This is a genomic window from Mesorhizobium sp. B2-8-3, assembly GCF_006440815.1.
GTDB lineage: Bacteria > Pseudomonadota > Alphaproteobacteria > Rhizobiales > Rhizobiaceae > Mesorhizobium.
In genome coordinates, this window is the sequence record NZ_VFTW01000013.1 from 102,616 (window position 1) to 124,007 (window position 21,392).

The following is a 21,392-nucleotide window of genomic DNA, read 5'->3' on the forward strand; positions in this document are numbered from 1 at the left end:
ATGGCCGAGCCATTCCTGTCTATCCAGCATGTGCGAAAGTCCTACGGCGCCAACACCGTGGTGCAGGATTTCAGCCTCGACGTCGAGCCCGGCGAGTTCGTCTCCTTCCTGGGGCCATCCGGCTGCGGCAAGACCACTGTGCTGCGCATGGTCGCCGGGTTCGAGGAGCCGTCGGCCGGCAAGATCGTCGTCGCCGGCAAGGACATCACCAGGCTGAAGCCCAATCAGCGCAATGTCGGCATGGTGTTCCAGGCCTACGCGCTGTTCCCGAACCTGACGGTGGCGCAGAACATCGCCTTCGGTCTGAAGGTCGCCGGCATGTCGAAGCCTGACGCGGACAAGCGCGTTGCAGAGATGCTCGACATGATCAAGCTGCCGCAGATGGCCGATCGCTATCCCTATCAGCTGTCCGGCGGCCAGCAGCAGCGCATCGCGCTCGCGCGGGCAATTGCTCCGAAACCCAAACTGCTTTTGCTCGACGAGCCGCTGTCGGCGCTCGACGCCAAGGTGCGCGTGTCGCTGCGCGAGGAAATCCGCTCGATCCAGAAGAAGCTCGACATCACCACAATCTTCGTCACCCATGACCAGGAAGAGGCGCTGTCGATCTCGGACCGCATCGCGGTGATGTATGGCGGCAAGGCCGAACAGGTCGGCACGCCATTCGAGATCTACAACCGGCCGGCGACCAAGTTCGTCGCCAATTTCGTCGGCACGCTCAACGTGCTCGAAGGCAAGGTCACCGACGCTTCAACGGGCAAGGTGCAGGTCAACGCCCAGGAAGTCTCGCTCAAGGGCAAGCTCAATGGCTCGAAGTCCGGCGATACGCTGTCGCTGGCGCTGCGGCCGGAAGCGATTTCGCTGGCGCGCCAGCCCGGGCACGATACCAGCCTTTCGGGCGAGATCGCCGAAGTGCATTTCCTCGGCTCGGTCATCCGGGTGCGCGTCGGCATCGGCGGCAACACGGTGTCGCTCGACACCTTCAACAACTCGACGACACCGCCGCCGATCGTTGGCGACAAGGCGGATATTTCGTTCTCGTCGGGCGATATGCTGGTCCTGCACTGACGGCCTGGCCGTCTTGACGCCGATAAGGCAGGCGAAGCCTTTGCGCCGGCCGAGGGGTAATCCATCGATCGGCCTGGGACGCGGCCTGCCGGGCACACAAGCCTTGTCGGATAAATCAACAGTATCCTGCTTCAGGGTACTGCCAAGCTTCGTGCTTCGCCGTTACGATAAGCCATGGCGCTGTTCGAACTTACTCTGATCCTGCTTCTCATCGCCGTCGCGCTGACGGCGGTATCGCGATGGCTGGAGGTACCTTACCCGTCGCTGCTGGCGCTTGCCGGGGTCGGGCTTGCCTTCGTGCCGGGCGCGCCGGTGATCGAGATCGATCCGGAACTGGCGCTTGCACTGTTCATCGCGCCGGTGCTTCTCGATGCCGCCTATGACACCTCGCTGCGCGACCTGAAGCGCTATCGCCTGTCGCTGGTGCTTTTGGCGCTCGGCGCCGTCGTCTTCACCACCGTGGCGGTTGCCTTCGTCGGCTGGAAAATGGCTGGGCTGCCGATCGCGGCGGCGATCGCGCTCGGCGCCATCGTCGCGCCGCCGGACGCTGTGGCGGCAAGCGCGGTGCTCAATCAGTTCAAGGTGCCGCATCGTCTCACCGCTATCCTGCAGGGCGAGAGTCTGCTCAACGACGCCACGGCGCTGTTGATCTACCGGATTTCGGTCGCGGCAGCCATCGGCACGCTCATGCTCAAAGACGCAGTGCCCGTCATCCTGCTTGCGACGGTCGGCAGCGTTGTCGCCGGCTATCTGTTCGGCCGCTTCTCGCTGCTCACGCTGACGCGCATCGAGGACGCGGCGAGCAGTACTGTCGTGCAGTTCGCCGGAACCTTCGCCGTCTGGATCATTGCCGACAGACTCGGCCTTTCCGCCATCATCACCATCGTCGTTTATGCCATCACCATCGCGCGCACCGCGCCACGCCGCATGTCGGCCCGACGCCGCGTCAGCACCTATTCGGTCTGGGAATCGGCCGTATTCGTACTCAATGTGCTGGCTTTCGTGCTGATGGGCTTGCAGGCCCGTTCGATTGTCGGCCGGCTTTCCGGCGACGGGCAAGGCGAAGCTTTTCTCTTCGCCGCAACGGTGCTTGCGGTCGTCATCGTGGCGCGTCTCGTCTGGGTGGCGGGCTATGTCACGGTCATACGCTGGTTTGCCCGCTATGACAGCGAGGAAGAAAGGCGCGATGCACCGACATTTCGCGGCGCCGTGCTTGTGGGTTGGTGCGGCATGCGCGGGCTGGTGACACTGGTGGTGGCAATTGCCTTGCCGGCCGACTTCCCCGGTCGCGATCCGATCGTGCTGGCCGCCTTCGCGGTCGTCCTCGGAACGCTCGTGCTGCAGGGCATGAGCCTCAAGCCGCTGCTGCGCCGGCTCAACTTCGAGCGGGATACCTCGATCGACCGCGAGGTGGCCGAGGCACGGGTGGCGATCATGCAGGTTGCGCTCGATGTGCTGAGCCGCAAGACGTCGGCCGCTGCCGCCGTCGTGCGCGAGCAGTACGAGGCGCAGCGGCGGGTTGCCGAAAATCCCGACGACGCACAAGCCGCGACGGAATACGACCGGTTGCGTCTTTACGCCATCAAGCGGCAGCGCGACAGGTTGGAGGAACTGCGCAGCAATGGCACGATCGGCGACGAGGCCTATCACCGGCTGGAAGAGGAGATCGACTGGTCGGAACTGGCGGCGTCGCCCGCCGGAAGCTTCCAGCCACTGACGACCTATTAGGCGCAGCGGTTCGCTGGTCTCCGTTGGACTATTCCGCTTGGCCTCGCGGCACATTGCAACGCAAGAGGCGGGGCGATAGAGCGGTTCACCGAAGACCGCGAACCACTCTATCTCTTTGTTTTGACGCAATTCCGGACGGAAAACCGCTCACACTTTTCCTGGAATTGCGCTACTGCGATCACCAGAAGTGAGCCGGTTAATCAATGAAGCTGATCAGCTACAACATCCAGTACGGCTACGGCAGCGATGGGCGCTACGACCTCAGCCGCTGCGCCATGCTGGTGAACGGCGCCGACATCATCGCGCTGCAGGAGGTCGAGCGGCACTGGCAGCGCAGCAATGAGGACGACCAGCCCGAGATCCTGTCCAGCCTGCTGCCCGACTATTACTGGGCCTACGGCCCGGCCTTCGACATGGACGCCAGCGAGAGACGCGACGGCCGCGTCGTCAACCGCCGGCGGCAGTTCGGCACGATGGTGCTGTCGAAGCTGCCGATCGTCTGGTCGCGGCTGCACACGTTGCCGCTGCGGCGCACGCTGAGGCCGCTCAACACCCGCAACGCGGCGCTGGAATGCATGATCCGCACGCCGGCGGGACCGGTGCGGGTGCTTTCCTTGCATCTGGCGCATATCGCGGCGGAGGAGCGGCTGGAGCAGATCGACTATCTCAATGCCGAGCATTGCCGCGCGCCGTCTGACGGCGGCCCTTGGAGCGGCGTCGACGACGAGCCGCGGCGCAACTGGACGAACGGCCAGACCGAACCGGAAAATCCGTTGGCGGCGATCTGGCTGGGCGACTTCAACATGGAGCCGGGCAGCGCCGAATACCGGCGTATTATCGGTAGCACGCCCTACCATCGAGGCGCCGCTTACATCGACGGATTCGTCGATGCCGTAGCGGTCGCCGGCGAGTCCGGGCCGGACTTCCATACGCACGAAAAGATCATCGATGGCAGGCTGGCGAAACGACGGCTCGACCATTGTTTCGTCGGCGGCGGGTTGGCCGATCGCGTGCGTTCGGTAACCGCCGATATCGGCGAGGTGGCTTCCGACCATTTTCCGCTCAGGGTCGATATCGATCTGGAAACGCCTTTCGGCTCGACAAGGTCGATGAAACCGACATGACGCTGTTCGTCTTCCTGGCGGTGCTCTCGGCGGCGGCCATGCACGCGATCTGGAACGCGCTGGTCAAGGTGCATCTCGACCGCTTCCTGTCGATCACGCTGATGACGCTCGGCATGGGATTTGCGGCGCTGTTCGCGCTGCCTTTCGTCGAGTTTCCGAGGGCCGAAGTGTGGCCCTACATCATCGCCTCGGTGATCTTCCACATGGGCTATCGCACCTTCCTGGTCGGCGCCTACAAGACGGGCGATTTCGCCCAGACCTATCCGCTGGCGCGCGGCACCGCGCCGCTGCTCTCGGCGCTCGGCGGCATCGTCATGGTCGGCGAGGTCCCGGCGCCGTTCGCCATCGTCGGCATCGTGCTTCTGTCGGCAGGCACGCTGGTCATGTCGTTCCGGGGCGGGGCGCATCTGGAGAAGCTCAATTTGCGCGCGGTCGGCTTCGCGCTCGGCACATCGATCTTCATCGCCAGCTACACACTCTCCGACGGCAGCGGGGCGCGGCTCGCGGCAACCGCGCAAAGCTATGCGGCCTGGCTGTTCGTCGGCGATGCGGCGTGGGCGCTCGTGCTGTGCATTGCCGTCCGCGGACCGCAGTCGCTTCCGGTGCTGGCACGCGACTGGAAAGCCGGCCTGTTCACCGGCGTGCTCAGCGGCGCGGCCTACTGGATCGTGATGTGGGCAATGACCAAGGCGCCGATCGCCTCGGTCGCGTCGCTGCGCGAGACCTCGATCCTGTTCGCCATGCTGATCTCGGTGCTGGCGCTGGGTGAAAAGATGACGGCCTGGCGCGCAACCGCGGCGCTCGGCATCGTTGCCGGCGTCGCGGCGCTCAGGCTCGGATAGAGGGCGCCCTCTCGCGGAAACGGCGCCCTCTATCTTTTCAATTGCGGACGGGCTGCGGCGAAGTCGCCGAGCCTGACCGTTTCACACTTTTCCCGGAATTGCTCCAACCTCATGGTCCAACACGGTCATCACCTGGCCGCGCTTCTCAGGGCTGAAGCGGATGACGATGATGATGCAGACCGCGACCACACCGGCGAAGAGCGCCAGCGCGTAGCCATAGCTGCTGCCGGGCGCCTCGGCGATGCCCGCCTGGTACGGGCCGCCATAGGATGCCGCCAGATTGCCGGCCTGGTAGATGAAGCCGGGCAAGGTCGCGCGCACGGCGCCTGGCGAGAGCTCGTTGAGATGCACCGGGATGACTCCCCAGGCGCCCTGAACCGCCACCTGCATGACGAAGGCGCCGACGGCCAGCATGAAGGGTGTCGTCGAATAGGCCCATAGAGGCAGTGCCGGCAACGCGATCAGGCAAGCGAGCGTAATGGCATTGACGCGGCCGATCTTCTCGGACAGCGCGCCGAAGGCCAGTCCGCCGACGATGGCGCCGATGTTGGCGACGATGGTGATCCAACTCACCGTATGCGGGTCGAAGCCATGCTGCTTCTTGAGGAAGGTCGGATAGAGATCCTGCGTGCCGTGGCTGAAGAAGTTGAAGAACATCATCAGCACCACGGCATAGAGCGCGATGCCCCAGTGCTTCCGCAGCGTTTCGAGCAATCCTGGCTTCACGCGCTGGCGGGCTTCGACGAAGGCTGGCGATTCCGGCACATGCGAGCGGATGAAGAGCACGATCAGCGCCGGTATGAAGCTCAGGAGGAACATGGCGCGCCAGCCGAAGGTGAAGTCGCCGATCTTCTGGCCGTAGAGCAGCCCGTAGACCACCGCGGCCAGCAGGTAGCCGGCCGGATAACCGCATTGCAGGATGCCCGAGACCATGCCGCGCGCGCTTGGCGGAATGGACTCCATGGCAAGCGAGCTGCCGAGGCCCCATTCGCCGCCCATGGCGATGCCGAACAGGGCGCGCAGCGCCAGGAATATGCCGAGATTGGGCGAGAAGGCAGCCAAAGCGCCGATCACCGAGTAGCTGACGATGTTGAGCATCAGAATGGGCTTGCGGCCGTATCTGTCGGCAAGCATGCCGAAGAAGAACGCGCCGATGAAACGCGTCGCCAAGGTCAGGAACAGCGCTTTGGAGACCGCCGGCACGTCGGTCTGGAATTCCGTTGCAATATCGGTGAGCAGGAAAGTCAGAAGGAAGAAATCAAAAGCGTCGAGCGTCCAGCCGAGGAACGACGCGAGTACGGTTTTCTTCTGCTCGGTGGTGAGGTTCAAGGCGGTCCTCCTTTTGCATCCCCCAAAAGCAACGATATGTTCCAGGGCGGGTAAAAGAGAACCGGACAGCTGCCGGTTTTAAGCCGGCGAGCGGTCACATTTGCGTCACCTCGAGATCGATGACCATCAGCCCCTCGGTGCCGCCTTCGAGGGCGGCGACCAGACGGGCGCCGGCGCGCTGATGCGCTTCGTGCACCAGATAGGCGTCGCGCGCGGCGGCATTTTTAAAGTCGATGGTGAAGCCGTGGCTGAAGCCGCGCGCGAACGGCTCCGGGCTGACATTGGCGCTGAATTCCACCTTGCCCATGCCGTCGATGACGGCGCGCAGCGCTTCGAGATCGGCGTGGATCGCCGCCCGCTCGGTTTCAGGAACGTCGTCGCGAAAGTGGACAAAGACGCAGTGACGGATCATTATCGGTGCCTCACGCCGCCTGGTTGCCCTTGAACACGGCCGGCGGCAGCGGCTCGCGGCCGAGAATGAGGTCGGAACCTTTTTCACCGACCATGATCGTCGGCGCATTGGTGTTGGAGGACGGGACGCGCGGCATCACCGATGCATCACAGATCCGGAGACCTTCGATGCCGCGCAGCCTCAAGTCCGGCGTCACCACGGCCATCGCATCATGGCCCATGCGGCAGGTGCCGACGGGGTGATGATCGGTCTTGGAGGTGCGATAGGCATAGTCGGTGAGGTCGGCATCGCTCTCTAGGTTTGGCCCGGGCAGCACCTCGCGAAGTACGTAGGGGGCAAGCGCCTTCTGCCGCATGATCTCGCGCGCCAATCTAAGGCCCTTGATCGACATGTCGCGATCATAGGGATCGGACCAGTAGTTCGGATCGATGAGCGGATGATCGGCCGGGTCGGCGCTCTTCAGCCGCACCGTGCCGCGCGAGCGCGGACGCAGGAAGGCCGAGTTCAGCGTCACGCCAGGGTTCTTCAGTTTTTCCACGCCGGCCTCGATGCCGGAGCCGAGGCCCAAATGGAACTGGATGTCGGGGGAGGCGGCCGTCGGGTCGGCGTACCAGAAGCCGCCGGTCTCGAACAGGCTCGAGGCGACCGGCCCCTTCTTGAGCAGCAGGTACTGCAGACCGGCCCATAGGGTGCGGTGCAGCTTGGCGTAATTGTCGTAGGTGTGGTCGCCGGTGCATTCGGCGATCACGAACAGGTCGAGATGGTCCTGCATGTTGGAGCCGACGCCGGGCAGGTCGTGAACGGGCGTGACGCCGACCGATTTCAAATGGTCGGCCGGGCCGATGCCCGACTGCATGAGGAGCTTGGGCGAACCAATGGCGCCGGAGGAGACGATCACTTCGCGTTCGGCGCGCAGGATCGTCTTTTCGCCGCCAGGTTTGTCGACCACCTCGACACCGATGGCGCGGCCTTGCTCGACAACGATGCGGGTGACCAGAACGTCGGTCCGCACCGTCAGGTTCTTGCGCTCGCGGATCGGCTTCAGATAGGCGACCGAGGCCGACGAGCGCCGGGCGTCCTTCTGGGTCAGCTGGTAATAGCCGACGCCTTCCTGGGCAGCGCCGTTGAAGTCGGGATTGAAGGGGATGCCCATCTCCTGGCCGGCGCGAAAATAGGCTTCGCAGATCGGCAGCGGCGAGATCGGATTGGAGACGCCGAGCGGTCCTTGGTCGCCGTGAAAATCGTTGGCAAAACGTTGGTTGTTTTCGGCGCGCTTGAAATAGGGGAGCACGTCGCGATAGCCCCAGCCGGCGAGGCCTTCCTCCTTCTCCCAGGCGTCGTAGTCGCGGGCATTGCCGCGCGTGTAGATCTGCGCGTTGATCGACGAGCCGCCGCCGACGACCTTGGCTTGCGTGTACCAGAAGACGCGGTCCTTCATGTGCCTCTGCGGTACGGTCGACCAGCCCCAGGAGGCGATGCCCTTGGTCATCTTGGCGAAGCCCGCCGGCATGTGGATATAGGGATGCCAATCCTTGCCGCCGGCCTCGAGCAGCAGGACGGAATTCGACGGATCCTCGCTCAGCCGGTTGGCGAGAACGCAGCCGGCCGGACCGGCGCCAACAATGATGTAATCAGCCATTGTTCCTCACAAGCGTGGCACGGAGAGCGCGCCGTCGACATCGATGACCGATCCGGTCGAAAAGCCGAACTTTCCGGAGGCAAGCGCGGCCACGACGGCCCCGATATCGGCGCCTTCGCCCCAGCGTTTTGCCGGCACCAGGCCGCTTTCGATCAGCGCGTCATATTTGGCGGAAACGCCCGCCGTCATATCGGTTCGGATGATGCCCGGCCGTACCTCGAACACGCCGATTTTTTCAGCCGCGAGTCGCAGCGCCAGGTTCTTCACCCACATGGATAGGCCGGCTTTCGAGACGCAGTAGTCGGCGCGCTCCGGCGAGGCCATGGCGGCGCTCACCGAAGTGATGGTGATGATCGACCTGGCTGAAACGGCAGGCGTCGCCAGCATGGCCTTGGCGACGGCCTGGCTGAGGAACACCGTGCCGCGCAGGTTGATGCCTAATGCGCGGTCGAAATTCTCCGGCTTCAGGTCCAGCAAGTCGCCGCGCATGACGGCTCCGACGCCGGCATTGTTGACCAGGCAGCCGATGTGGCCGAAGGCTTTGGTCGCAGCATCAACGAGTGCAGCATGGCCTGCGAGATCAGCGATGTCGCAGCGATGGTAGGCAAACTTCGCGCCGCGCTTGGTGATGTTGGAGGCCAGATTGACATCGGGCTTCTCGGCAAGGTCGGCGATCAGAATGTCGAAGCCGGCGTCGGCCAATGCCTCGGCACAAGCGAGCCCAATTCCGCGCGCGCCGCCGGTGATAATGGCCGCCGGGCGGGTCATTGGAGACTAGCCTTGCGAATGTCAGCGCTGCCCCTCATCGCCCTGCCCGTCCTCCGCAGCAGCTGCGCTGCAGCTGCGGAGGGTGGACCGGGCACTTCTCCCCGTATAGTGACGGCGAGAAGGATGCTGTCGCCGGCGCTTTCTCCAATCGCCAGCGCTGCAGAATGAGTGCCAGCGTTGCGGCTAGCCCTCTTCTTCCCGTTTACGGGGAGAAGGTGCCGGCAGGCGGATGAGGGGCGGCGCCGGCCTATCATGAGGAAAGCTCCGTCCTGCGGATGTGGTCGGCGACGCGCAGCGCCTGCGCCGCGATCGACAGCGCCGGGTTGACGGCGGCCGATGTCGGCAGGAAGCCGCCATCGACGACGTAGAGGTTCTGGTGGTCCCAGGCGCGGCAGAGCGGATCGAGCGGCGAGGTGGCTGGATCGTCGCCCATCTTCACCGTGCCGCACTGATGCGAGGGCGTGCGCTTGTCGAAGGGCCGCGACAGCACGATCGGATAGCCGCAGGCGCGAAGGTTCTCGCGCATCACCTTGGCCAGGCCTTCCAGCGACTGCATGTTGGAGCGCCGCCACTGCATGACGATCTCCTTGCCGTCGACCATGATGCGGCTTTCCGGATCGGGAAGGTCCTCGCACATCAGGTACCAGTCGACGGCGCGACCGGCCATGTAGTCGAGCGCGAATTTCGGCATCGTCTTCACATTGGCCTTGAGCATGTTGCCGTCGATCTTGCCTAGCAGTTGCACATTGCCGAGCGGCTTGCCGCCCTTGCCGTCGGACAGATAGTAGTCGTTGAGCATCAGCGTCTTCTGGTAGACGCTATCGTTGCGGCGGCGCGGATCGATCGCCAGCATCGCGCTCGAATTGTGGTTCATGAAATTGCGCCCGACCTGGTCGGAGCTGTTGGCGAGGCCCTTGCCCCCTTTCTTGCTGATATTGGGCGACGGCGAGCGCAGCAGGATGGCGGCCGAGTTGATCGCGCCGGCGGAGAGGATCGCCAGCTTCGGCGACAGCATCTTTTGCGCACCGTTCTGGGTATAGTGGATGGCGGCGATCGACTTGCCGTTTGGCGCGGTTTCGAGCCAGTCGACATAGGCCCCGGTTTCGAGCCGGATGTTCGGATCCTTCAGCGCTTCGGTCAGCGGACCGGTCTGCGCGTCGATCTTGCCCTGGCCGGTGTTGGGAAATGCGTCCCAGCCCGTCTTGCCGTCTTTCAGCCAGGCCTCGATGTCGACGCCGAGCGGCAGCGATGCCGGATGCAGTCCGAGGCTCTTCAACTCGGCGCGGGCGCGCGCGATCGGCGGCTCGTCCGGCACCGGCTTGAAGGCGTAGGGGATCGAATGGAACGGCTCGGTCGGGTCCTCGCCGAGTGAGCCGCGCACGCGAAAAAGCTGCTCGGCTTTCGAATACCAGGGCTCGAATTCGTCGTAGGAAAACGGCCAGGCCGGCGAGACGCCGCCGAAATGCTCGAGCTCGGCAAAATCCTCCTTGCGGTAGCGGATCAGGACCGCGCCGAAGAACTTCGAATTGCCGCCGACATAGTAGTAGTTGCCGGGGTTGAAGGCAGCACCGCCGGCCTCGCGCCACATCTCCTTCGGCCGGTAGTGCTCGTCGACGAAGATGGAACGCGTCGAGCGCGCATGCGGTGTCGCGGGCAGCGGTTCGCCGCGCTCCAGGATCAGGATCGAGGCGCCGCTGCCGGCCAAGCCGGAGGCGATCGTGGCGCCGCCGATGCCGGAGCCGATGATGACGATATCCGGATTTTTCATAGATATTTGTTTTGCTGCATGTCGTTGCCCCAAAACCGGACCCACTTTTGGGCGACAGGCATCAGAGGATGCGCTTCTCGGTCGCGGGGTCGAAGAACACCGCCTTGCTGAGGTTGAAGGCTAAAGGCGTGCTGGTGCCGGGCTGGATCCTGGCATCGGCCCGCAGCCGCGCCACGACGCCCTTGCCGCCCAGATTGGTGACGGCGAAAGTGTCCGATCCGGCCGGCTCCACCACTTCGATATGGCAGTCGGCGGTGGCGATGTTCGAACCGTTGCGCTCGGCGCCTTCAGGGTCGGTCAGCGCCTCGGGGCGCACGCCGAAGATCACCTGCTTGTCCTTGAACGCCGACAGGCCCGCAGGCGCGGCGGGCATGGGCAGCACGATCGGCTGGCGCGCCTCGCGGTCCAGCACCACGGAGAGCCCATTGCCATTGCCGTCGATCTTGGCCGGGATCAGGTTCATCGCCGGCGAGCCCATGAAGTCGGCGACGAAGATGTTGGTCGGGTTGTTGTAGATCTCGGCCGGCGTGCCGAATTGCTGCACCTCGCCGTCGCGCATGACGGCGATCTTGGTCGCCAGCGTCATCGCCTCGATCTGGTCGTGCGTGACATAGACGATGGTCGTGCCGGTCGTGGCGTGCAGGCGCTTGATCTCGATGCGCATGTCGACGCGCAGCTTGGCGTCGAGGTTGGAGAGCGGCTCGTCGAACAGGAAGAGTTTCGGGTCGCGCACCAGCGCCCGGCCCATGGCGACGCGCTGGCGCTGGCCACCGGAAAGCTGGCTGGGCTTGCGGTTGAGCAGGTGGCCGATCTGCAGAACCTTGGCCACCTTGTCGATCGCAGCCTGGCGCTCCGTCACCGGCACGCCGCGCATCTCCATGCCGAAAGCGATGTTGCCGGCCACCGTCATGTTCGGATAGAGCGCGTAGCTCTGGAAAACCATGGCGATGTCGCGCTTCGAGGGATGCAGGTCGTTGATGGCGCGGCCGTCGACGCGGATCTCACCCTCGGTGATCTGCTCCAGGCCGGCGATGGTGTTGAGCAGCGTGGACTTGCCGCAGCCGGACGGGCCGACCAGCACGAGGAAGCCGCCCTTTTCGAGCTCGACATTGATGCCCTTCAGGATCTCGACATTCCCGAAGCGCTTCTTCAGCCCATCAATTTCAAGAAAAGCCATGATCGTTCCTTCAGAAAATAGGGTCAGCCCTTGACCGCGCCCGCCATCAGCCCGCGCACGAAATAGCGGCCGGCGACGACATAGACGATCAGGGTGGGGAGCGCGGCAATCATCGCCGCCGCCATGTTGACATTGTATTCGACGACGCCGGTCGAAGTATTGACGACATTGTTCAGCGCCACCGTCATCGGCATCACGTCGCCGGACCCGGCATAGGCTGAGGCGAACAGGAAGTCATTCCAGATGTTGGTGAACTGGTAGATCACCGTCACAACGATGATCGGCAGCGAATTGGGCAGCATGATGCGCCGAAATATCTGGAAGAAGGAGGCGCCGTCGACCTGTGCCGCCTTGATCAACTCGGTTGGGAAGGCCTCGTAGTAGTTGCGGAAGAAGAGCGTGGTGAAGCCGAGGCCGTAGACCACGTGGACGAAGACGAGATTGACGGTCGAATTGCCGAGGCCGAAATTAAAGCCGGTGGCGTTCTGCAGGGTGACACCGAAGCGGCCAAGGCTGCCCAGAATCGTTGCCATCGGCAACAGCACCGACTGGAATGGAATGAAGCAGGCGAACAGCATCATGGCGAAGACCAGGGTGTGGCCGCGGAAGCGCCATTTGGTCAGCACATAACCGTTGAGTGCGCCAAGCAGCGTCGAGATCAGCACCGCCGGCACGACCATCTTGATGGAGTTCCAGAAGTAGCCCTTCATGCCGACGCAAGTCAGGCCTGAGCAAACTTCGCTCCATGCCTTTATCCATGGTGCGAAGGTCGGGGCATGCGGCAGCGACAGCATGTTGCCGTTCTGGATCTCGTCCATGGTCTTGAACGAGGTGACCAGCATGACGAAGAGCGGCATCAAATAGAAGATCGCGAACAGCGCGAGCAGCCCGTAGATCACGATGCGGTTGAACGTTCTGGCACGGACGCCGCTTGTGGCCTGGCTGGCGGGTGAAGTGACGGCGCTCATCGCGACTTCTCCCTGAGCTCGGAGTAAAGATACGGAACGATGATGGCCGTGATGGTCATCAGCATGATCACCGCGCTTGCCGAGCCGACCGCCATTTCGTTGCGCTTGAAGGTGAACTCATACATGAAGTTGGAGGGCAGCCAGGCCGAGCCGCCGGGGCCGCCGCTGGTCAGCGCCACCACCAAGTCATAGGACTTGATGGCGAGGTGCGCGAGCACGATGAAGGCCGACAGGAAGACGGGCCGCAGCAGCGGGATGACGATGCGGCGGTAGAGCTGGAAGGTGGATGCGCCGTCGATCTGCGCCGCCTTCATGATCTCGCCGTCGATGCCGCGAAGCCCGGCCAGGAACATCGCCATGACGAAGCCGGAAGCCTGCCAGACGCCGGCGATCACCACCGTGTAGATGACGAAATCCTTGTTCTTGATCCAGTCGAAATGGAAGCTCGTCCAGCCCCATTGATGCAGCGTCTGTTCCAGCCCGAGGCCGGGGTCGAGGAACCATTTCCAGGCGACGCCGGTGACGATGAAGGAGAGCGCCATCGGGTAGAGGTAGATCGGCCTCAAGACACCTTCGCCGCGGATCTTCTGGTCGAGCAGAATGGCCAGGAACAGGCCGAGCGCCAGGCAGATTCCGATATAAAGGAAGCCGAAGATGCCCATATTGGTGATCGAGGTGTACCAACTCGACGGCGGGTCGCTCTCGAAGGTCCAGCGCCATAGCCGCTGATAGGCGCGGGGGCCGGTGATGGCATAGGACGGGAAGGTCTTGGAATTGGTGAAGGACAGATAGATCGTCCACAGGATGAAACCGTAGACGAAGACGATCGTCGCCGCGAAGCTTGGCGCCAACACGATCTTCGGCAGCAGGTCCTGCAGCCGCGAACGGACCGACGCGCCAGGGCGGGCGTCGTGCTCCGGTGTCAGCTTGATCTGGGTTTCGGCAACTGTGCTCATCCGCTTGTCCAGTACCGGTTTGTCACGGGACCGACCGGCGCGAACCGCGCCAGCCCGAGCAATCCCGGACCTTGCTTCGGTAGGAGACCTCCCCCGCCAGGGCAGGGGAGGCTCAGTTCAAGGCGCGCTTACTTTGCGTCGTCGATCGCCTTGACCAACTCGGTCACGGCTTCGTCGGAGGTCTTGATCTGACCATGGACGAACTTCGACACGACATCCTTGTAGGCGTTGGCGACGGCCGGCGGGGCGCCGTAGCCCTGCGCCAGCGAGCCGAACAACGTGCCGCCTTCATTGGCCTTCTTCAGGTCGGCGATGCCCTTCTTGCCGCAAGCATCGAAGTCGGTGTCCGGCACGTCGGTGCGGGCCGGGACAGAACCCTTCACCACGTTGAAGGCCGACTGGAAGCTCTTCGACAGGGTGGCAGTGGCCAGAGCGACCTGGGCGGCCTTGCGGTCGTCCGGAACGTTGAACATGCCGAACATGTCGGAGTTGTAGATCACCGAGCCGTCGGTGCCGGGGAAGCGATAGCAGAGGAAGTCGGTGCCCGGGGTCTTGTTGGCGGCGTGGAACTCGCCCTTGGCCCAGTCGCCCATGACCTGAACCAGCGCGTCGCCCTTGATGACCATGGCGGTGGCGAGGTTCCAGTCGCGGCCCGAGAAGTTCGGGTCGACATAGGTGACCAGCTTGGCGAGGTTGTCGAACGACTTCTTCATCGTGTCGGACTTGAGCGACTCTTCATCGAGGTCGTTCATCGCCTTCTTGTAGAACTCCGGACCGCCGGTCGACAGCACGACGGAGTCGAACATGGTGGCTTCCTGCCAGTTCTGGCCGCCGAGTGCCAGCGGGGTGACGCCGGCCGCCTTGGCCTTGTCGAGCAGGGCCACGAAGTCGTCGAATGTCTTCGGCTCGGTGCCGCCGATCTTGTCCATCACCGCCTTGTTGATCCACAGCCAGTTGACCGAGTGGACGTTGACCGGAGCCGCGACCCACTTGCCGTCATAGACGGAGAACTTCTGCAGGGCGGCCGGAACCGACTTGTCCCAGCCTTCCTTCTTGGCGGTCTCGGTCAGGTCGCCCATGACGCCGGCGGCGGCGTAGTCGAGCACGGTGTAGCCGAGCATCTGCGATGCGGTCGGATAGTTGCCGGCCGCGACCATCGCCTTCAGCGCGGTCATGGCGGCGTCGCCGCCGCCGCCGGCCACCGGCACGTCCTTCCAGGCATAGCCTTCCTTGGCCAGATCCTGCTTCAGCACGTTCAGAGCAGCCGCTTCGCCGCCCGACGTCCACCAATGCAGCATCTGCACTTCCTTGACGTCCGCGGCATGCGCCGAGAACGCAAAGCTCGTCGCAAGAGCCGTTCCGATAAGCAGTTTGCGCAACATGTACTACCTCCCTTGTTGCATACACATAACCGGCGGGTGTCCGCCGGGGTCTCCCAACTCAGCCGACCCACCACCCGGTGCGCTGGCCGCGATGAAACTGGATGGTCTTTTCCTCGGTATAGTCCTCGACAGCGCGTTTGCCGAGTTCGCGTCCCAGACCGGACTGCTTGTAGCCGCCGAAGGGCAGTTCGGGATAACCTTCCATGAACGTATTCACCCAAACCGTCCCCGAACGCACACCGCGCGCCACCGACATGCACGTGTCGACGCCGGCGCTCCACACCCCTGCGGACAAACCATAGGGCGTGTTGTTGGCAATGTGCAATGCCTTTTCAATCGTTTCAAAAGTGAGCACGGACAGCACCGGCCCGAACACTTCCTCGCGCGCGATCGCCATATCCTCTGTAACGTTACGGATGATGGTCGGATCGAGATATTGGCCGGCATTGGATGCAAGCCGGGCGCCGCCGGTGAAAACGTTGCCGCCGTCGGTTTTCGCCGCCGTTACATAGCCGGCTACCTTTTCCACATGATCGGCCGAGATCATCGCGCCGACCTTGGTGCGGTCGTCGAGCGGATCGCCGACGCGGACCTTTCCGGACAGCGCCTTGACCGCGTTGAGGAAGTCGTCGGCAATCGCCTCATGCACGATCAGGCGGCTGCCGGCATTGCAGCATTCGCCGGCGTTGAAGAAGCCGCCGAACACCGCGGCGTCCGCCGCGGCTTCGAGGTCGGCGTCGGGGAAGACGATCTGGCCGTTCTTGCCGCCGAGCTCCATCGAGACCTTCTTCAAGGAATCGGAAGCGGCGGCCATGGTCATCTTGCCGACACGGGTCGAGCCGGTGAAGGACACCATCTCGACCAGCGGATGGCTGACCATCGGCGCGCCGACATCGGCGCCGAAGCCGGCAAGGATGTTGACGACGCCTGCAGGAAGCCCTGCCTCGAGCAGGATGTCGCCGAGCACGAAGGTCGAGGCCGACGTCATCTCGCTCGGCTTCACCACCGCCGTGCAGCCGGCGGCGAGCGCGAAGGGCAGCTTCTGGCTGACGATCAGGAAAGGGAAATTCCACGGCGTGATGATCGAGACGACGCCGATCGGCTCGCGCAGCACGACGCCCAGCATATCGTCGCCGAGATTGGCGTAGCTTTCGCCATGCAGCGTGCGGGCAAGCGAGGCGGCATAGCGCCAGATGTCGATCGCGCCGCCGATCTCGCCGCGCGCCTGGGCGATCGGCTTGCCGGATTCCAGCGCATCGAGGCGGGCGATCTCTTCCAGCCGAGTCTCGATCAGGTCGGCCGTCTTCAGCAGAACCGCCGCGCGTTCCGATGCCTTGATGCGCGGCCACGGGCCGGTCTTGAAAGCCTTGTGCGCCGCCTGAACCGCAGCCTCGACATCCGCTGCGCCTGCTTGCGCATAGCGGGACACGACAAAGCCATGGCCGGGGCTGGCGCGCTCGATCGCGCGGCCATCGCGCGCTTCGATATGCTTGCCGTCGATCAGGAGCTTGTAGGTCTTGGGCGCCTGGGACGCCTCGGCCGGCATGGCAATGTTGAGCGGTGCGTTCATCGTCTCTTCTCTAGGATCTCGAAAAGGCCGGTTTCTGCTTGGCCTTGAAGGCGCTAACGCCGGTTTTCAGGTCGGCGGTGAGCGCTATGAAACCGCTGGCCAGCGCCTCGGTCGCGGCGGCGTTTTCCTCGCCCTCGGCAATGCCGATCATCAGCTTGGCGGCCTCGCTTGCCAGCGGCCCGCGCTCGGCGATTTTTTCTCCCCAAGCTTTTGCTTCGTCGAACGCCTTGCCGGTTTCTACGACACGGTCTACGACGCCGAGCGCAAGCGCGTCAGGGGCCAGCAAAATCTCGCCACCCAGCGCCATGCGCCGCACCACTTGCGCGCCAAAGCGGCGCACGGCGCGCTGCGTGCCGGACCAGCCGGGCACGACGCCGATGGAGGTTTCCGGGAAGCCCAGCTTCACCTGGGTTTCGGCGACGCGGAAATCGCAGGCCGCCGCCAGTTCCAGCCCGCCGCCCAGCGCATGGCCGGACAGCACCGCGATGGTCGGCTGCCGCAGGCGCGCCAGCCGGTCGAAGACGCGGTGGCCGTAGCGGACCCATTGCACCTGGAAATCGGCCGCGCTCATCGTCCCCCAGGCCTCGACGTCGCCGCCGGCGCAAAAGCCCTTGCCTTCGCCACCGATGAGCACGGCGCGAACGCCCTCGGCCAGTTCCGCTTCGTCAAGCGCTGCTTCGAGCGCACGCAGCATCGGGATGTCGAGCGCGTTGAATTTATCCGGCCGCCGCAGTGTGATGATGCCGACGGCGCCGTTCTGTTCGAAGGTGACGAGATGCTCAGCCATGCGCACCTCCGAGCGAAGCGCCGCCATTGAGCGACAGGCCGATCGGCCGGTCCTGATAGAGCGCCGCCGGCGTGACCTTGAGGTCGTTGGCGACGGCGAGCGGGATCTCGGCCTGCGCCAGCACGTCGCGCTCGAGGTCGATGCCGGGCGCCAACTCCGTCACCATCAGGCCGTCGGGGGTCAGCTTCATCACGCAGCGTTCGGTGACATAGGTGATGTCCTGGCCTTGCGCGACGGCGCGTTTTCCGGAGAAGGAGATGTGCTCGACCTCCTCGACAACCTTCTTGACCTTGCCTTCCTGGTCGATGCGGATCGCACCATTGGCCAGCGAGAGTTTCGCGCCGGCATTGAAGAAGCCGGAAAAGACGATCTTCTTCGCCCGCGCCGTGATGTCGACGAAGCCGCCGGCGCCGGCGGTGACATGCGGCCTTGCCGAAAGCTTCGAGACGTTGACCGAGCCGTGGCGGTCGATCTGCAGGAAGGACAGAAGCGAGGCGTCGAAGCCGCCGGCCTGGAAATAGATGAACTGGTGCGGCGAAGGCATGATCGCCTCGGCGTTGGAGGCGCAGCCGAACTTGAAGTCGAGCAGCGGCACGCCGCCGACCGCGCCCTGCTCGATCACCCAGGTGACCTTGCCGTGCTGGCCTTCTTCGAGAAGGATGCGCGGCACGTTGGCCGAGATGCCGAAGCCGATGTTGACGGCCATGCCGTCGCGCAATTCCATGGCGACGCGGCGCGCGATCACCTTCTGCACGTTCATCTCGGCATTGCGGAAGCTCGACAGCGGCCGGAAGATTTCGCCCGAGATCGCCGGATCGTAAGGGGTCTGCGTCGTCTGCAGCTGGTCGGGCGCCACCACGATGTGGTCGACCAGGACGCCGGGCACGCGCACGTCATGCGGTTTCAGCGTACCGTTCTCGACCACGCGTTTGACCTGCGCGATGACGATGCCGCCATTGTTGCGGGCCGCCAGCGCCTGCTCCAGGCCGCCGAGATAGGCGCCCTCATGCTCGTAAGTCAGGTTGCCGCGTTCGTCGGCCGTGGTGGCGCGAATGATCGAGATGTTGGGAACGATAGCGCGGAAATAGAGCCATTCCTCGCCGTCGAACTGCTCAACCGAAACGATCGGCTCGCTGGCCGCCGCATTCATGGCGCAGCCCTGGTGACGTGGATCGGCAAACGTGTCGAGGCCGACCTTGGTCAGCACGCCCGGGCGCTTGGCGGCGGCCTCGCGATGCATATCGAAGAGGATGCCTGAAGGCACATTGTAGGCGGCAACCGAATTGTCGCCGATCATCTGCCAAATCCGCGGCGGCTCCGACGAGGAGGGGCCGGACGGATAGGAGCCGCACAAAGTGCGCTTCAACAGGCCGGGCTTGGCGAGATGGTCGATGCCCTTGATGCCGTACATGTCGCCGGCGGCGATCGGGTGCAGCGTGGTGATCGCCTTCGGATGGCCCTCCGCGTCGAAACGCTCGCCGATCGCGGCAAGCACGGCGTCCGGGCAGCCAAGGCCGCTCGACGACGACACCGAGACGACCATGCCGTCCTTGATCAGGCTGGCGGCCTGGGCCGCGGAAACAACCTTGCTCAATTTCCGCTCCCGAGTTTCGGATCGATCGAAACAGTCTTGCCGGTCTTCGCCGACTGCAAAGCCGCTTCGGCGGAGGCCAGCGACAAGATGCCGTCCTCGCCGGTGGCCGAAGGCTGGCCTTCGCCGCGGATCGCGGCATGGAACTGGCGCAGCGAGCGGGCGTAGAGGTCCTCGCGGTCGAAGCTCAATTCTTCTTCGCCCTTGGCCGTGCGCAGCAGCACCGAGCCGACCGGCTTCTGCGTCATCACATTGGTGGCGATCAGGGAGCCTTCCGAGCCATGCACCTCGAAGCCGGTGCCGGCGAATTTTGTCGTGAAGCCTTCATGCGACTGCGCGATGACGCCCGACTTGAAGCGCCAGATGCACATGGCACCGTCCTCCAGGCCGCCGCCGGCCATGCCTGCCGACTGCGTGAAGGCCGAAATCTCGACAGGATCGTCGCCGAGCACGAAGCGCAGCGTGTCGGCATCATGCACGGTGATGTCGAGCACCACGCCGCCGCCGGCCTCGGGTTTGGCGATGCGCCAGCCCTGCAGGTTCTCCGGCAGGTAGACGGAGTGGAAGACGCGCGCCGCGACTGGCTTGCCGATACGACCGGCTGCAATCGCCTCGCGCATGGCGCGATGGGCGCCGGCGTTGCGCAAATGGTGGTTGGTGCCGAAGACGATGCCGGCGGCCTTGGCTGCCGCAACCATCTTGCGGGCATCGGCGCTGGTCAGCGCCAGCGGCTTTTCGCACAGCACATGCTTGCCGGCCTTGATTGCGGCAAGACCCTGCTCGAGATGCAGTTCGTTGGTGGTCGAGATGTAGACGGCGTCGATGTCGGCGTCGAGCAGCGCGTCGAGGGTCGAGACGGCGGTCGGAATGCCATTCTCGCCGGCATAGGTCTTGGCGCGCTCGGGATTCGAGCTCATCACGGCGGCGACCTCGCCATCGGCCTGCGCGCGGATGGCATCGATCACGAACTGTCTGGCGATCGTGCTCGCGCCGATCAATCCCCATCGCACGCTCATGCCGCGTCTCCCACCTGGCTGTTGCGTTCCGGGCCGCTGCTTTCCCGCACGACCAGGCTGACGGCGCCGATATGGTCCTCGGCGCGCGTGGTGCGCGACTGAATCATCTTCAGCATGACGTGGGCTGCGCGTTCGCCGAGACCCGCTGTGTCGACGGCAACGCTGGTCAGCGCCGGACTGTAGTGCTCGGCCTCGGCAACGTCGTCGAAGCCGACGACGGCAAAGTCCGCTCCTGCTTCCAGATTGCGACGACGCAGCGCCAGCATGGCGCCGAAGGCGACCGCGTCGTTGAAGCAGAGTGCCGCAGTTGGCGGTTCGGCCGCGGCGAGCGCCGTCTCCAGGCAGGCCATGCCTCCCTTGCGGCTGGTCTCGCCCTCGACGATCAGCCGGTCGGAGGCCGGAATACCGATCGTTTCGCAAGCCTCGAGGAAGCCGCCCAGGCGCTCGTGATAGACGACGAGATCGGACGAGCCGCCGAAGAACGCCAGGCGGCGATGGCCCTTGCGGATCAGATGCTCGGTGGCAAGCACCGCGCCGCGATGATTGTCCGGCGCGATCACCGGGATGCGGCTGTCGGGCAGGCGGCGCATGGCAAAGACGATCGGCACTCCGGCCGTCTCGATGCGGCGGAAGGCGCCCGGCGTGGTGCCGCGCGCCGGCGAGACGATCAGTCCGGCGACACCCTGCTCCATCAGCGATTTCAGCACCTCTTCCTGGCGCACCGGGTTTTCCGCCGTGTTGGCAATGAAGGGGACGACGCCCGCCGCCTGGAAGACGCGCTCCATGCCAACGGCAAGCTCGGCGAAGAACGGGTTGGTGAGATCGTTGATCACCATGCCGATGACGTTGGAATGGGCCTTGCGCAGATTGGCGGCGCCGCGGTTGTAGACATAGCCGACATCCTCGATCGCCTTGCGCACCTTGGTCGCGGTTTCAGGCCGGATCAGCCCGCTGCCCTGCAGCACGAGCGACACCGTCGATTTGGACACGCCGGCCTCGCGGGCGATGTCCAGGATCGTTGCCTTGGCCCAGCTGGCCATCCTCGTCCCGTCCTCCGTGTTTTTTGAACGAATTTATTGGAACGTTCTAATCATCGTTCGAAATCAGAGTCAATTGCGATTCCGATAAGATTCAAAAAATTGATTGGAGCGGTTCAAAATCTCAATGAATGCAAGGACTATCCTCTAGAGACACGATGCTTCACCGGCTGGGCCGCCTTGAATCATAAAGGTTCTTGATTTATTGGAACGTTCCATTTATAGCGGCCGCA

Annotated in this window: 18 protein-coding genes; 4 read left to right on the forward strand and 14 right to left on the reverse strand. The window is 64.1% G+C overall.

The genetic code is table 11. The features are described 5' to 3' along the window. From FJ418_RS19610 to FJ418_RS19625, 4 genes are all read left to right on the forward strand, one after another. On the forward strand, nucleotides 1–1,065 hold the full coding sequence (locus tag FJ418_RS19610) for an ABC transporter ATP-binding protein (protein WP_140642338.1): 1,065 nt from the start codon (nucleotides 1–3) through the stop codon (nucleotides 1,063–1,065). Nucleotides 1,066–1,239: 174 nt separating this feature from the next. After that, complete coding sequence (locus FJ418_RS19615) at nucleotides 1,240–2,793, forward strand: sodium:proton antiporter (RefSeq protein ID WP_140868370.1); 1,554 nt, start codon at nucleotides 1,240–1,242, stop codon at nucleotides 2,791–2,793. Nucleotides 2,794–2,996: 203 nt separating this feature from the next. Beyond that, nucleotides 2,997–3,917, forward strand: coding sequence for an endonuclease/exonuclease/phosphatase family protein (locus FJ418_RS19620; RefSeq protein ID WP_140868373.1), 921 nt, complete (start codon nucleotides 2,997–2,999; stop codon nucleotides 3,915–3,917). Beyond that, the gene (locus FJ418_RS19625) at nucleotides 3,914–4,759 is read left to right on the forward strand and encodes an EamA family transporter (RefSeq protein ID WP_140868376.1); all 846 of its coding nucleotides are present in this window, start codon (nucleotides 3,914–3,916) and stop codon (nucleotides 4,757–4,759) included. The genes FJ418_RS19620 and FJ418_RS19625 overlap by 4 nt, the downstream gene beginning before the upstream one ends. 81 nt (nucleotides 4,760–4,840) lie before the next feature. Here the strand turns inward: FJ418_RS19625 and FJ418_RS19630 are convergent, their stop codons facing one another. The 14 genes from FJ418_RS19630 to FJ418_RS19705 form a co-directional block, all read right to left on the reverse strand. Beyond that, nucleotides 4,841–6,088 (reverse strand): MFS transporter, encoded by a 1,248-nt coding sequence (locus FJ418_RS19630; protein WP_140868379.1) that lies wholly within the window; start codon nucleotides 6,086–6,088, stop codon nucleotides 4,841–4,843. A 94-nt stretch (nucleotides 6,089–6,182) separates the two neighbouring features. Then, nucleotides 6,183–6,500 (reverse strand): Dabb family protein, encoded by a 318-nt coding sequence (locus tag FJ418_RS19635; RefSeq protein WP_140868382.1) that lies wholly within the window; start codon nucleotides 6,498–6,500, stop codon nucleotides 6,183–6,185. A 10-nt stretch (nucleotides 6,501–6,510) separates the two neighbouring features. Beyond that, nucleotides 6,511–8,139: a choline dehydrogenase gene (locus FJ418_RS19640; protein ID WP_140868384.1), complete on the reverse strand. Its 1,629-nt coding sequence runs from the start codon at nucleotides 8,137–8,139 to the stop codon at nucleotides 6,511–6,513. Between the two features lie 6 nt (nucleotides 8,140–8,145). Next, complete coding sequence (locus FJ418_RS19645; protein WP_140706878.1) at nucleotides 8,146–8,907, reverse strand: 3-ketoacyl-ACP reductase; 762 nt, start codon at nucleotides 8,905–8,907, stop codon at nucleotides 8,146–8,148. Between the two features lie 250 nt (nucleotides 8,908–9,157). Further along, a complete protein-coding gene (locus tag FJ418_RS19655; RefSeq protein WP_140868387.1) occupies nucleotides 9,158–10,675 on the reverse strand; it encodes a GMC family oxidoreductase in 1,518 nt (505 codons plus the stop codon). Nucleotides 10,676–10,736: 61 nt separating this feature from the next. Beyond that, nucleotides 10,737–11,852: an ABC transporter ATP-binding protein gene (locus tag FJ418_RS19665; RefSeq protein WP_140868390.1), complete on the reverse strand. Its 1,116-nt coding sequence runs from the start codon at nucleotides 11,850–11,852 to the stop codon at nucleotides 10,737–10,739. Nucleotides 11,853–11,875: 23 nt separating this feature from the next. Continuing rightward, nucleotides 11,876–12,820: a carbohydrate ABC transporter permease gene (locus FJ418_RS19670; RefSeq protein ID WP_140868393.1), complete on the reverse strand. Its 945-nt coding sequence runs from the start codon at nucleotides 12,818–12,820 to the stop codon at nucleotides 11,876–11,878. Beyond that, nucleotides 12,817–13,776, reverse strand: coding sequence for a sugar ABC transporter permease (locus FJ418_RS19675; protein ID WP_140642312.1), 960 nt, complete (start codon nucleotides 13,774–13,776; stop codon nucleotides 12,817–12,819). Before FJ418_RS19675 ends, FJ418_RS19670 begins: the two co-directional genes overlap by 4 nt. 128 nt (nucleotides 13,777–13,904) lie before the next feature. Beyond that, nucleotides 13,905–15,158, reverse strand: coding sequence for an ABC transporter substrate-binding protein (locus tag FJ418_RS19680; RefSeq protein ID WP_140642310.1), 1,254 nt, complete (start codon nucleotides 15,156–15,158; stop codon nucleotides 13,905–13,907). Between the two features lie 58 nt (nucleotides 15,159–15,216). Beyond that, complete coding sequence (locus tag FJ418_RS19685; protein WP_140868396.1) at nucleotides 15,217–16,728, reverse strand: aldehyde dehydrogenase family protein; 1,512 nt, start codon at nucleotides 16,726–16,728, stop codon at nucleotides 15,217–15,219. Between the two features lie 10 nt (nucleotides 16,729–16,738). Then, nucleotides 16,739–17,515 (reverse strand): enoyl-CoA hydratase/isomerase family protein, encoded by a 777-nt coding sequence (locus FJ418_RS19690; protein WP_140868398.1) that lies wholly within the window; start codon nucleotides 17,513–17,515, stop codon nucleotides 16,739–16,741. Further along, a complete protein-coding gene (locus FJ418_RS19695; RefSeq protein ID WP_140868401.1) occupies nucleotides 17,508–19,109 on the reverse strand; it encodes an acyl CoA:acetate/3-ketoacid CoA transferase in 1,602 nt (533 codons plus the stop codon). The genes FJ418_RS19690 and FJ418_RS19695 overlap by 8 nt, the downstream gene beginning before the upstream one ends. Beyond that, the gene (locus tag FJ418_RS19700; RefSeq protein ID WP_140868404.1) at nucleotides 19,106–20,122 is read right to left on the reverse strand and encodes a Gfo/Idh/MocA family oxidoreductase; all 1,017 of its coding nucleotides are present in this window, start codon (nucleotides 20,120–20,122) and stop codon (nucleotides 19,106–19,108) included. Before FJ418_RS19700 ends, FJ418_RS19695 begins: the two co-directional genes overlap by 4 nt. Further along, the gene (locus tag FJ418_RS19705; protein ID WP_140868407.1) at nucleotides 20,119–21,162 is read right to left on the reverse strand and encodes a LacI family DNA-binding transcriptional regulator; all 1,044 of its coding nucleotides are present in this window, start codon (nucleotides 21,160–21,162) and stop codon (nucleotides 20,119–20,121) included. Before FJ418_RS19705 ends, FJ418_RS19700 begins: the two co-directional genes overlap by 4 nt. Between the last annotated feature and the right edge of the window lie 230 nt (nucleotides 21,163–21,392).

Coding starts and splice junctions, on each gene's coding strand:
- FJ418_RS19610 (WP_140642338.1), top strand. CDS start 1: ATGGCCGAGCCATTCCTGTCTATCCAGCATGTGCGAAAGTCCTACGGC.
- FJ418_RS19615 (WP_140868370.1), top strand. CDS start 1,240: ATGGCGCTGTTCGAACTTACTCTGATCCTGCTTCTCATCGCCGTCGCG.
- FJ418_RS19620 (WP_140868373.1), top strand. CDS start 2,997: ATGAAGCTGATCAGCTACAACATCCAGTACGGCTACGGCAGCGATGGG.
- FJ418_RS19625 (WP_140868376.1), top strand. CDS start 3,914: ATGACGCTGTTCGTCTTCCTGGCGGTGCTCTCGGCGGCGGCCATGCAC.
- FJ418_RS19635 (WP_140868382.1), bottom strand. CDS start 6,500: ATGATCCGTCACTGCGTCTTTGTCCACTTTCGCGACGACGTTCCTGAA.
- FJ418_RS19640 (WP_140868384.1), bottom strand. CDS start 8,139: ATGGCTGATTACATCATTGTTGGCGCCGGTCCGGCCGGCTGCGTTCTC.
- FJ418_RS19645 (WP_140706878.1), bottom strand. CDS start 8,907: ATGACCCGCCCGGCGGCCATTATCACCGGCGGCGCGCGCGGAATTGGG.
- FJ418_RS19655 (WP_140868387.1), bottom strand. CDS start 10,675: ATGAAAAATCCGGATATCGTCATCATCGGCTCCGGCATCGGCGGCGCC.
- FJ418_RS19665 (WP_140868390.1), bottom strand. CDS start 11,852: ATGGCTTTTCTTGAAATTGATGGGCTGAAGAAGCGCTTCGGGAATGTC.
- FJ418_RS19670 (WP_140868393.1), bottom strand. CDS start 12,820: ATGAGCGCCGTCACTTCACCCGCCAGCCAGGCCACAAGCGGCGTCCGT.
- FJ418_RS19675 (WP_140642312.1), bottom strand. CDS start 13,776: ATGAGCACAGTTGCCGAAACCCAGATCAAGCTGACACCGGAGCACGAC.
- FJ418_RS19680 (WP_140642310.1), bottom strand. CDS start 15,158: ATGTTGCGCAAACTGCTTATCGGAACGGCTCTTGCGACGAGCTTTGCG.
- FJ418_RS19685 (WP_140868396.1), bottom strand. CDS start 16,728: ATGAACGCACCGCTCAACATTGCCATGCCGGCCGAGGCGTCCCAGGCG.
- FJ418_RS19690 (WP_140868398.1), bottom strand. CDS start 17,515: ATGGCTGAGCATCTCGTCACCTTCGAACAGAACGGCGCCGTCGGCATC.
- FJ418_RS19700 (WP_140868404.1), bottom strand. CDS start 20,122: ATGAGCGTGCGATGGGGATTGATCGGCGCGAGCACGATCGCCAGACAG.
- FJ418_RS19705 (WP_140868407.1), bottom strand. CDS start 21,162: ATGGCCAGCTGGGCCAAGGCAACGATCCTGGACATCGCCCGCGAGGCC.